This is a genomic window from Paenibacillus sp. GCM10027628, from assembly GCF_042676385.1.
Classification (GTDB): Bacteria; Bacillota; Bacilli; order Paenibacillales; family NBRC-103111; genus Paenibacillus_E.
On sequence record NZ_JBHTHA010000033.1, the window covers coordinates 1 to 11,933 of the forward strand.

An 11,933-nucleotide genomic window follows, 5' to 3' on the forward strand; every position below is an offset into this window, starting at 1 on the left:
TTCTTCGCGCTGGGCGGGCATTCGCTGAAGGCGATGTCGCTCATCACCGCGATGCACAAAGTTTACGAAGTTGAAGTGCCGTTAAGCCTGATGTTCGAAACGCCGAATATAGAGGCGCTGGCACGTTATATAGAAGCTGCCGGCGTAGAAAGTCGAGGATATTGGGCAATTCCCCCAACGCCCAAGCAGGAGGTATACCCGGTTTCATCCGCGCAGAAGCGCATGTATATCATCAATCAATTTGAAGGTGCGGGTACGGGCTATAATATGCCCGGCGTGTTCCATTTGCATGGGAAGCTGGATAGAAGCCGTTTGGAACAGGCTTTCCGCCAACTGATCGAGCGACATGAGACGCTGCGAACTACGTTTGGGACGGTAAATGGAGAGCCTGTTCAAATCGTGCACGCATCTGTTCCTTTTGATATTCGATATATGGAGACAGCAGGGACAGAAGCATCACATGTCGAGCTCGAGCGGTTGATCCGTGCATTTATACAGCCGTTTGATCTGCAGTCGGCCCCGCTGCTTCGCGTAGGGTTGATTCGGGTTGCCGATGATCACCATATGTTCATGTGCGATATGCACCATATTATTTCGGACGGGGTTTCCATGTCGATTCTCGTCAAAGAATTTACCGCCTTGTACCATGGGGAAACATTGCCAGAGCTATCCGTTCAATATAAAGATTTTGCCGTTTGGCAGCATGACGGCTTGCAAAGCGAAAAGCTGAAACAACAGGAAGCCTATTGGCTTGACGTGTTTCAAGGGGAGCTGCCGCAGCTGGAGCTGCCGACCGATTATGCGAGGCCTGCCGTGCAAAGCTTTGAAGGCGATCACTTGACGCTGCTGGCGAGCTACCGGGTTTTGGAAGGCGTAAAACGCATCGCAGCGGAAACGGGAACAACGCTCTATATGGTGCTGCTTGCCGCCTATAACGTCTTGCTGGCCAAATATGCCGGGCAAGAAGACGTCATCGTCGGCACGCCGACAGCCGGAAGATCCCACTCCGATGTAGAAGGCCTGATCGGCATGTTTGTCGGTACATTGGCCATGAGAAATAAGCCTGAGGGTCATAAAACGTTCAAGCAGTTTTTAGCTGAAGTCAGATCGAACGCGATGAAGGCATATACCCATCAGGACTACCCGTTTGAAACGATGCTGGAAAAGCTGAACATTGTGCGCGATATTAGCCGTAATCCGCTGTTTGACACGATGTTCATGGTTCAAAATATCGACGTGCAAGAAGCTGGGTTCGCAGAGCTGCAAATTGAGCCGTACGCTGTGGAGAATTACATCTCCAAGTTCGACCTGTCCCTCGAAGCGAAGGAAACGGCGGATGGGCTGAGCGTTCATTTTGAATACAGTACAAACCTTTTCGCACGGGAAACTGTGGAGCGGCTGGGTCGCCATTACCTCAACCTGCTTGCGTCCATCGTGCAGGAACCGGAGCGGAAGCTGGCGGAGCTCGATATGCTCTCCAAGGAAGAAAAGCAGTTCATTCTGACACATATCAACGATACGAAAACGGACTACCCAAGCGAAATGTCCATTGCTGCTTTGTTTGAGCGGCAAGCAAAGCTGACGCCGGATCATCCTGCCTTAGTTTGGCAAGGAGAGCAGTTGACCTACCGTCAGCTCAATGAACAAGCGAACCGTCTAGCCCGGACGCTCATCGCACAAGGCGTAGCACCCGACCAAGCCGTCGGTCTGCTGGCAGACCGTAACATGGAACTGATCGTCGGGCTGCTCGGCATCCTGAAAGCCGGCGGAGCCTTCCTGCTGCTCGATCTCGATGTTCCAGAAGAACGCATGAAGTACATGCTCGAAGACAGCGGTGCCCGTATCGTGCTGACAGAGCGGCGTTTGCGTCAAAAGACAGCGACATTGACCTCCGCTCAAGTGATCGTACTTGAAGATATTGTGGATCAGAACGATACAAACGGTTCCGACTTAGAGCTGCAGAGCGGACCGCGCGATCTGGCATATGTGATTTATACGTCCGGATCCACGGGCAAGCCGAAAGGCGTACTTATAGAGCAGCGCAGCGTCGTGCGGCTGGTTAAAGATACGAACTACGTGCAGTGGAGTGCGGATGAACGCATCCTGCAAACGGGTGCGCTTGGCTTCGATGCCGTTACGTTCGAGTTCTTCGGCGCGCTGCTGAATGGAGGCACGCTGTACCTGACCGATAAGAGCGTAATTCTGGATAGCGAAAAGCTCGGCGCGTTTATTGCCGAACACCGCATCACGACCATGTGGCTCACTTCTCCGCTGTTCAACCAGCTTTCGCAGGAGCATGCGGAAATGTTCGCCGGTCTGCGCCAGTTGCTGGTCGGCGGCGATGCGTTATCTCCGAGCCACATTAACCACGTGCGTAGCAAATGTCAGGGCCTGCGGCTGATCAACGGCTACGGACCGACGGAGAACACGACGTTCTCCACGACGTTCCCGATCGAGCGCGATTACGAGGGCAGCATCCCGATCGGGCGGCCGATCGGCAATTCCACCGCGTACATCGTGAACAAGTATAACCAACTGCAGCCGGTGGGCGTGCCGGGCGAGCTGTGCGTCGGCGGCGACGGGGTGGCGCGAGGTTACGCGAACCGGCCGGAGCTGACGGCCGAGAAATTCGTACCGAATCCGTTCGCCCCGGGAGAACGGATGTACCGGACAGGCGACCTGGCGAGATGGCTGCCGGACGGGACGATCGAATATCGCGGCCGCATCGATCAGCAGGTGAAGATCCGGGGGTACCGGATCGAGCTGGGCGAGATCGAAGCGGAGCTGATGAAGCATCCTGCCATGAAGGATGCCGTTGTGATCGCCCGCGAGGATGCGAACGGGCAGAAGTTCCTGTGCGCCTACATCGTAGCGGAACAGGCGCTGAGCGCGCCGGAAGTAAAGGCATTTCTGGCGCAGGAGCTGCCGTCGTACATGGTGCCGTCGTACATGGTGCAGATGGAGAAGCTGCCACTGACAAGCNAGACGACTTCTTCCTGCTCGGCGGCCACTCGCTGAAGGCGATGACGCTGCTGGCGCGGATCAAGCAGCAGCTTCAAGTGAACGTGCCGTTGCGGGTGCTGTTCGAGTCGCCGACGATCGAGTCGCTGGCGCTGCAAATCGCAGAGGCTGGCAGGGAAGCATATGCGGCGATCAAGCCGGTGGAGCCACGGGACAATTACCCGCTTTCTTCCGCGCAGAAGAGGATGTTTATTCTTGGGCAATTCGAAGGCTCTGGGACGGCTTATAATATGCCCGGTGTCATGTTTATCGAAGGTGAACTAAACCTCGATAGATTCAAGCAATCATTCATTCGTTTGGTTGAACGGCACGAATCGCTGAGAACTTCGTTCACTGTCGTAGACGGCGAACCGGTTCAAATCGTACACCGGAATTTGCAGTTTGAGATTGAATATATAGATTTCGTTCAGGACGGAATTGAGGTTGACCGGTTGGTCGATCAATTCGTCAGGCCGTTCGATTTATCGAAGGCTCCTCTTCTTCACGTTGGCCTGATCTATTTGCAGCCCGGGCGTCATTTGTTCCTTTTCGATATGCACCATATTATATCCGACGGTGTTTCGATGGCGATCCTCGTTGACGAGTTCGTCCGTTTGTATCAAGGCGAGCAGCTGCCTGAATTGTCGATCCAATATAAAGATTTTGCTGTTTGGCAGAACGAGTTTTTCCAATCGGGTCGGATGCAGGAGCAGGAGACCTACTGGTTGTCTCAATTTGAAGGGGACCTTCCGGTGCTTGATTTGCCGACGGACTTCTCCAGGCCTTCCATTCAAAGCTTTGAAGGAGATTATACGACCGCCCTCTCCGGTCAAGCGCTGGCCGACGGCCTTAAACGGCTTGCAGCCGAAACCGGCACAACGCTGTACATGGTGCTGCTAGCAGCCTATCATGTGCTGTTGTCCAAATACAGCGGGCAGGAAGATATCGTCATCGGCACGCCAATCGCCGGCAGACCGAGAGCGGAGCTCGATCCGGTTATCGGTATGTTCGTCAACACACTGGCTCTGCGCAACCGATCGGCGGGCGTGCAAACGTTCAAGCAATTTTTGGCATCTGTAAAGGACACGACGCTCAGCGCATTTGAGCACCAAGACTATCCTTTCGAAGCTATTGTCGAAAAGCTGAGAATTGCTCGCGATTTAAGCCGCAATCCGCTGTTCGACACTATGTTCAGCATGCAGAACATATCTATCGGGGCAGCGCAAATGGAAGAGCTCCAATTTACGCCTTATGAAACAGAGAACCGAATTGCCAAATTCGATCTTTCGATGGAAGCGACGGAAGAAGAGGAACAAATTCGTTTCCATTTGGAATTCAGTACGCGGTTGTTTACCCGGGAGACGATGGAAAGGTTAGCCGGCCATTACATTCGGACGCTTGAACAAATTGTCAAGAACCCCGATATGCCGCTGTCTGAGATCGACATGTTGAGTGCTGCTGAGAGGCACGAGATTATCGATCGTTTCAACGATACCCATGTTACGTTCAGCTTGGATGTAACGATGCCTCAGCTATTTGAACAAATGGCTGCGCAGGCGCCTGATCGCATTGCGGTCAGCTTCGAAGGAACGCAGTGGACTTACCGCGAGCTCAATGAGCGGGCGAACCGCTTGGCGCGTTACTTGCTTTTAACCGGACTGCGTCAGGAAGATTTGGCGGCCATCTTGATGCATCGTTCACCGCGAATGATTGTGTGTATTCTTGCGATTTGGAAGGCTGGCGGCGCTTATGTGCCGATTGATCCCGACTATCCGCAGCAAAGAATACGCGAGCTGCTCGCTGATTCCGGTGCGGTATGCCTCCTGACCGAAATGCCTTATGTATCGCAAGAGATCAAGGAAGGCTATAACGGGGTGATTATTCCGATCGACGCGGACGATGAAGTCATCCGTCAGGTTGAGGAAAGCAATGTAAAGCTTCCGATCCCTGTATCCAATCACCTTGCTTACGTCATTTATACTTCAGGTTCTACAGGAAAGCCGAAGGGCGCCATGCTGGAGCATGCAGGTATGCTGAATCATATGGATGCAATGATCAACGCCTTCCGTCTGGACGAACAAAGCGTCATCGTTCAAAATGCCCCGCACTGCTTCGATATTTCCGTCTGGCAGTTGGTGACCGCCTTGGTGCTTGGCGGGCGGACGGCGATGTACAGCAATGAGCTTGTGCTCAACGTGCGTGAATTTATGAAACAAGTGGCGGTAGACAAGGCGACCGTGCTGGAGGTGGTCGTTTCCTATATGGCCGCGATGCTGGATTTGCCGGACCCCGTACCGCTTCCCGACTTGCAGTATGTGCTGGTAACCGGGGAATCGATCAAACCGCCGCTGGCGCGAAAGTGGTTCGAGAGCTATCCGCACATCAAGCTGGTCAACGCATACGGGCCGACCGAAGCGTCGGACGACATTACTTTATATGTCATGGAAAAGGCGCCGGAGCTGGAAACCGTGCCGATCGGCAAGCCGGTGCAAAACATGCATGTTTATATCGTTGACCCTTATATGAAGCTTGTTCCGGTCGGCGTTCAGGGAGAATTATGCGTGTCGGGCATCGGGGTCGGACGCGGCTATTGGAATGATCCGGAGAAGACGCAGAAAGCGTTTATGGAGGATCCGTTCAGGGGCGAAGCAGGAATCCGCATGTATAAAACAGGCGACTTGGCCCGCTTTTTGCCGGATGGCAATCTGGAGTATGTCGGCAGGGTCGACCACCAGGTCAAAATCAGAGGCTACCGGATCGAGCTCGGCGAAATCGAGGCGGTTTTGCTAGGGCAGGCAAATGTAAAAGAAGCTGTAGCTATCGATCGGACGGATACCCATAATCAAAAATATTTATGCGCGTACATTACCTCTGACGAAACGATTCCGGCTTCGGAGCTAAAGGACAGCTTAAGCAAGGAGCTTCCAGGCTATATGGTGCCGTCTTATTTTGTCCAAATGGATCAGCTTCCTTTGACACCGAACGGTAAAATCAACCGTAAAGCGCTACCGGAACCGGATGGTGAAGGGGCGCACGACTATACGGCACCGTCAAATGCTACAGAACGGACGCTTTGCGTTATCTGGCAGCAAATGCTGGGAATCGGCCGGATCGGCATTCATGACAACTTTTTCGAGTTGGGCGGTCATTCCCTCAAAGCGATGATGCTTCTCGCGCAGATTCACCGTGAAACGGGCGTGGAAGTGCCGCTGCGGACGCTGTTCGAGATGCCTACCGTGCAGCAGATCGGCAAATTTATCGATCACGCTGCATCGCGTAATTATGTTTCGATTCAGCCTGCCGAATTGCAGCCGTACTACCCGCTCTCATCCGCTCAAAAACGGATGTTCATTCTACAGCAGTTTGAGGCTGAAAGTGTCGGTTATAACATGCCGGATGTGATGCTCATTGAAGGCGAGCTGGATCTGGACCGGTTTGAGCAGGCTTACCGTGCACTCATTGGCCGGCATGAAGCGCTCCGGACCTCATTCCATACCGTTGACGGCGAACCGAAACAGAAGGTGCATGCGGATGCCGAACTACAAGTTCAATTCGAGGTTTATCAGTCCGGTTCGGATGAGGATACCATTCAGTTCGTCCAGTCCTTCATTCGTCCTTTCAGACTAAGCGAAGCTCCGTTGATTCGTGCTGCATTAATTCGAAGAGCGGCCGATAAGCACGTATTCGTCTATGACATGCATCATATAATTTCCGACGGCGTGTCAGGCGGTATTATCGTGAGCGATTTCGCCGCCTTGTATACCGGCGCTCAGCTGCCGAAGCTGAACATTCAGTACAAAGATTTTGCGGTATGGCAAAATGAGCAGTTCAACAGCGGAATGATGCAAACGCACGAGCAATACTGGCTAAACAAGTTTGCAGGCGAAGTGCCGCTGCTTAATCTCGCAACGGATTTCCCTAGGCCGCAAGTGAAAAGCTTCGAAGGGGATTCGATCACATTCGGCTCCGGCCCCAAAAGGATGGAGCTGTTGAACCGGTTCGCCGCTTCGCAAGGAACGACGCTGTATATGGTGCTGCTCGCCGCATTTAACGTGCTGCTTGCTAAGTATTCCGGTCAGGATGATCTTGTGGTCGGAACGCCGATTGCCGGCAGACCGCATGCGGACGTGAACAACGTCGTCGGGATGTTCGTTAATACATTGGCTCTGCGGAGCCGACCTGAAGCCGGATTGACGTTTCAGGCTTTCCTGCAGCAAGTCAAGGAAACCTCGCTGCAGGCCTACGAGCATCAGGATTACCCGTTCGAGCTGCTGGTAGAGCGTTTGGGATTACAACGGGATTTAAGCCGAAATCCGCTGTTCGATACGATCTTTATTTTCCAAAATACGGATGATGCGGAAATCGAACTTAACGAACTGCAGTTCAAACCGTTCCCGCTCGAGCATAAGATTGCCAAATTTGATCTTGCATTGACAGCCGTTGAGACCGAGGGCGAGATCGGATTTAATCTGGCGTACAGCACGAAATTGTTTAACAAGGCAACTGTAGAGCGTATGGGTCGCCATTTGTTAACCCTGATCGATAGCCTATTGGATCGTCCGGATACCCTGCTTGCCGAGCTCGATATGATGACGGAAGAAGAGCATGCGCAATTGGCCCTTTTCAACGCAACGCAGCGTGGTGTGATTCGTAATCGAACGCTGCACGGGCTCTTTGAAGAGCAGGCGGGGCTTACTCCTTGGCAGCCGGCGGTTGTCTTCGCAAACCGGCAGCTGACTTATTCGGAGCTGAATGCGGCGGCCAACCGTTTGGCCAGAACGCTAAGGGAGAAGGGGGTTCGTCCGGATTCGCGGGTCGGCATCATAGCGGACCGCTCGCTCGAGTTGATCGTCGGCATTATGGCGATATTGAAGGCCGGCGGGGCTTACGTGCCGATGGATCCGCAGTATCCGCAAGAGCGGATTCGCTACATGCTGGAGGATAGCGGAACCTCTATCGTGTTGACCCAGACGAAGCTTTTGATGGACATGAGCGATGAAATCAAGTCCGCTTTTGCCGGGGAATGGCTGGATCTGAACGACGATCTGAATTTTGCTGCCGACGGCTCCAACCTGGAGCAGGTCAATGCGATGACGGATTTGGCTTATATCATATATACCTCAGGTACGACGGGGAAACCGAAAGGCGTCATGATCGAGCACCAAAGCATTGCCGGCAATCTAGCATGGAGAAAGTCGGAATATGCGCTGAGCACGAGCGACAATGTACTGCAGCTATTCTCATTTGCATTCGATGGCTTTGTGACCAGTTTTTTCACACCGATACTGGCAGGAGCCACTGTCGTTCTACTGCAGGATGAAGAAGCAAAAGATCCTATTGCGATCAAAAAGCAAATCGCGCAGCATCGCATTACACATTTCATCAGTGTGCCCAGCTTATATGCAGCGCTGCTTGAATGCATGAACGCCGAAGAAGCTGAATCGCTTCGCATCATAACGGTTGCCGGTGAAAAGGTGGGTAAACACGTGATCGAACGCAGCAAGCAGCTGTTCCCGCATATTGAGCTTGTGAATGAGTACGGCCCAACGGAAAGCAGCGTAGTTGCCACATTCGAGCGCGGCCTGGCGCCGGATAAAGAAATTACAATCGGGCAGCCGATTGCAAATACGCAAGTCTACATTGTGAATGAGAGCTGCCGCAAGCTGCAGCCGATCGGCATCATTGGCGAGTTATGCATAGCCGGGGACGGCTTGGCTCGAGGTTATTTGAACCGCGATGATCTGACCCGCGAGAAATTTATTGCCAATCCGTTCACATTCAGCGAAAGCGGGAGCGACCGGATGTACAGGACAGGAGATCTGGGCAGATGGCTGCCGGGCGGTACGATTGCTTACATCGGACGTCTCGATGAACAAGTGAAAATCCGGGGCTACCGGATCGAACTGGAAGAAATTGAGGCTGTGCTGCTTCGTCATGACCAGGTACAGGAAGCTGTCGTTGTAACTGCGGAGCAAACGAACGGTGATCATGCGCTTTGCGCATACATTGTCGCAGCCGGCGTTCAAGATATGGCAGAGCTGAGAACCTATCTTTCCTCCGAGCTGCCGTCCTACATGATCCCAAGCTATTTCATCCACATGGATGAGATGCCGCTCACGCCGAATGGCAAGCTGGATAAAAAAGCGCTGCCGAAGCCGGATGAAAGCGCATTGGCCCGTGCCGCATATGTCGCTCCGCGCAACGAGACCGAGGAGCAGCTCGCCGGCATCTGGCAAGACATTCTTGGGCTGCAGCAAGTCGGCGTTCACGACAACTTCTTTGAGATCGGCGGACATTCGTTGAAAGCTACGATGCTTGCGGCGCGAATCTATGAGACGATGCAGACGGAGCTTCCGCTTCACTACTTGTTCCAGCATCCGACTATCGAAAAAACGGCGCAATACATCGATTCTAAAGAACGGAGGATCGATTTCAACAAGCCCATTGCTTTGTTGAACCGTAGAGCGGAACGCAGCGTCTTCTGTTTCCCGCCGGTCGGCGGATTCGGCTTTGTGTTTAAAGAGCTCGCGGATCGGATCGATACGCATGCCCTGTATGGGCTTGATTTTATCGAAAGCGATGACCGGTTAGAACGATACATCGAGCTTATAACTAGCGTTCAGGAGGAAGGACCGTATATCTTTATGGGCTATTCCGCGGGGGGCAATCTGATGTTCGAACTGACGCAAGCCATGGAGAACAGAGGGTTGGTCGTATCGGAGCTGATCATGCTGGATGCGTCCCGGAAAAGCAAAGTCATCAAGCAATCCGACCGCCAAGTCGCGGATGAGATCGATGCTTTGCTGAAAGAAGCGGCGTCCGACGCCAAATACGAGCCGTATGTCCATAACGAACGGATCAGGAACAGCGTCATTCAAAAAATGAAAAGCTACATGGTCTACTTGAATGCTTTGCAAAATAGCGGCACCGTTCGCGCAAACATCCATTTGGTTCACAATGAAATCAGCCCGGGCGGCAGCATCCTAAGCCGCAGCACATGGTGGAACCAATCGACATCGGCGGAATACCGCAGTTATCATGGCGCAGGCCTTCACGAAGTTATGCTGGATATGCCATTTGCCGTACGCAACGCGGAGATCGTTAAGGAAATCTTGTCCATTTAACATGCGATGAAGAGGAGCGATACTTTGGCCAGTCGAAAAAGCAAGCCGCAAGCACACAACCCGAAACCGATTTTCTTTCGGTTAATGGCCTACATCAAGCCCTACAGCCTATGGGTCCTTCTAACGATTGTGGCCTCGCTTATTGTCGCCGCCGTCGATATCGCGATGGGTAAGCTGATCGAGCAAATGATAGACACCTCTTCGCGAACATTGCTGTACTCTGCCGGGTTCATTGCCATTTTGGCGCTTACCGGCGTTGTTTCGAAGTATTTGATCAAGTATGCTTCAACCCGGTTTAGCAGCTATGCGCTGCGTGATTTACGCAATTCGGTCGCCCATCATCTGGAGAATCTGCCGATTTCCACGGTAGAAAAGCAGCAATCCGGCGACCTCGTATCCCGTTTGACGAACGACACGACGGTGCTGCAAAACTTTTTTATTCACCATTTTGCCAATGTATTTTATATGCCGGTTGTATTTGTTTGCGCATTAACGATTCTGCTGCTGACCAGCTGGAAACTGATCCTTTTTAGTCTCATCCTGCTGCCTGTCGGAATTGTCGTCACCGCTGTCTTGAGCAGGCCGATCAGCCAAATTTCCGAGCAGCTGCAGGAACAATTAGGGCATGCGAATGCCGTGGCCCAAGACATGATCGGCGGAATCCCCATGGTCAAAGCGTTTAACAGACAAGGTACGATGTACGAAAAATACAGCAACGTGATGCAGCAGGTTTTGTCTAAAAGCCTGCTGCTCGAAAAACGCCGCGCGCTGATGTCACCAATCAGTATTCTTCTGTTATCGACACCGCTGATCTTGATGGTCGGCGTCGGCGGCTACTTGATCGATAAAGGGGAATTGACATCCGGTAACATCATCATTTTTTTGTACATGTTTTCGTTCGTTTTGCAGCCTATCTCGATGATACCCGTGTTGTCCGCGCAAGTGCAGGAAGTATCCGGCGCAGCCAGGCGATTATTTGATGTGCTGGATATGCCGGTGGAGCCGGAAGTTCGTTCGTCCGAGGTTGTGGATCTCACAGCGGTACCGATTGAATTTGACAACGTGACATTCTCCTATGACGGGCAAACGAATGTGGTGGACGGGGTAAGCTTCTGGCTGCAAAAGCAGCAGACAATCGTCCTCATAGGCTCAAGCGGCTGCGGGAAAAGCACGCTGTTTAAACTGCTATGCGGCTTTTACGAACTGCCGCATGGTTCCGGACGTATTAACGTGTTCGGCAGGCCGCTGCATGAATGGAGTCTAAAGCAGCTTCGCAGTCAAATATCGCTCGTTTCTCAGGATACTTATCTGTTTCCCGGCACGATTGCGGAGAATATCGGCTTCGGGAACCTTCATGCCACGTTGGACGATATCGTGCGGGCAGCCAAAGAGGCGAATGCGCATGAATTTATCATTCAGCAGCCTGATGGGTACAACACCGTCATCGGCGAACGGGGTTCCTTGTCCGGAGGTCAAAAGCAGCGTATCGCCATCGCACGCGCGCTCTTGAAAAATGCGCCGATTCTGCTGCTGGATGAGCCGACGTCCGCCCTCGACACGCATTCGGAAGCCATCGTGCAGGAAGCGATAGAAAAGGTGATGAAGGACCGCACAGTTCTCATGATCACCCATCGTCTGGCAGCCATCGATAAAGCCGACTGGGTCATCTTTATGAGCGAAGGAAAAATTGTGGAAAGCAATACGCACGACCAGTTACTCCGAGTCAATGGCCCGTACAAGAAGCTGTATTTGAAACAATTCCTGCTCCAAGAGGGCACCGGCAGCGCGGACAGAGAGGGGGCTTAAGAT

General features: G+C 52.7%; 3 protein-coding genes. All 3 read left to right on the top strand.

Annotation, left to right across the window (positions count from 1 at the left end; all coding sequences use genetic code 11):
- The first annotated feature begins 9 nt into the window (after window positions 1–9).
- From ACFQZT_RS21080 to ACFQZT_RS21090, 3 genes are read left to right on the top strand one after another with little or no spacing between them, the layout of a single operon-like run.
- On the top strand, window positions 10–3,018 hold the full coding sequence (locus tag ACFQZT_RS21080) for a non-ribosomal peptide synthetase (RefSeq protein ID WP_460872261.1): 3,009 nt from the start codon (window positions 10–12) through the stop codon (window positions 3,016–3,018).
- A gap of 5 nt (window positions 3,019–3,023) precedes the next feature.
- Window positions 3,024–10,124 (top strand): amino acid adenylation domain-containing protein, encoded by a 7,101-nt coding sequence (locus ACFQZT_RS21085; RefSeq protein ID WP_379303187.1) that lies wholly within the window; start codon window positions 3,024–3,026, stop codon window positions 10,122–10,124.
- 24 nt (window positions 10,125–10,148) lie between these two features.
- Window positions 10,149–11,930, top strand: coding sequence for an ABC transporter ATP-binding protein (locus ACFQZT_RS21090; RefSeq protein WP_379302816.1), 1,782 nt, complete (start codon window positions 10,149–10,151; stop codon window positions 11,928–11,930).
- Window positions 11,931–11,933 lie beyond the last annotated feature (3 nt).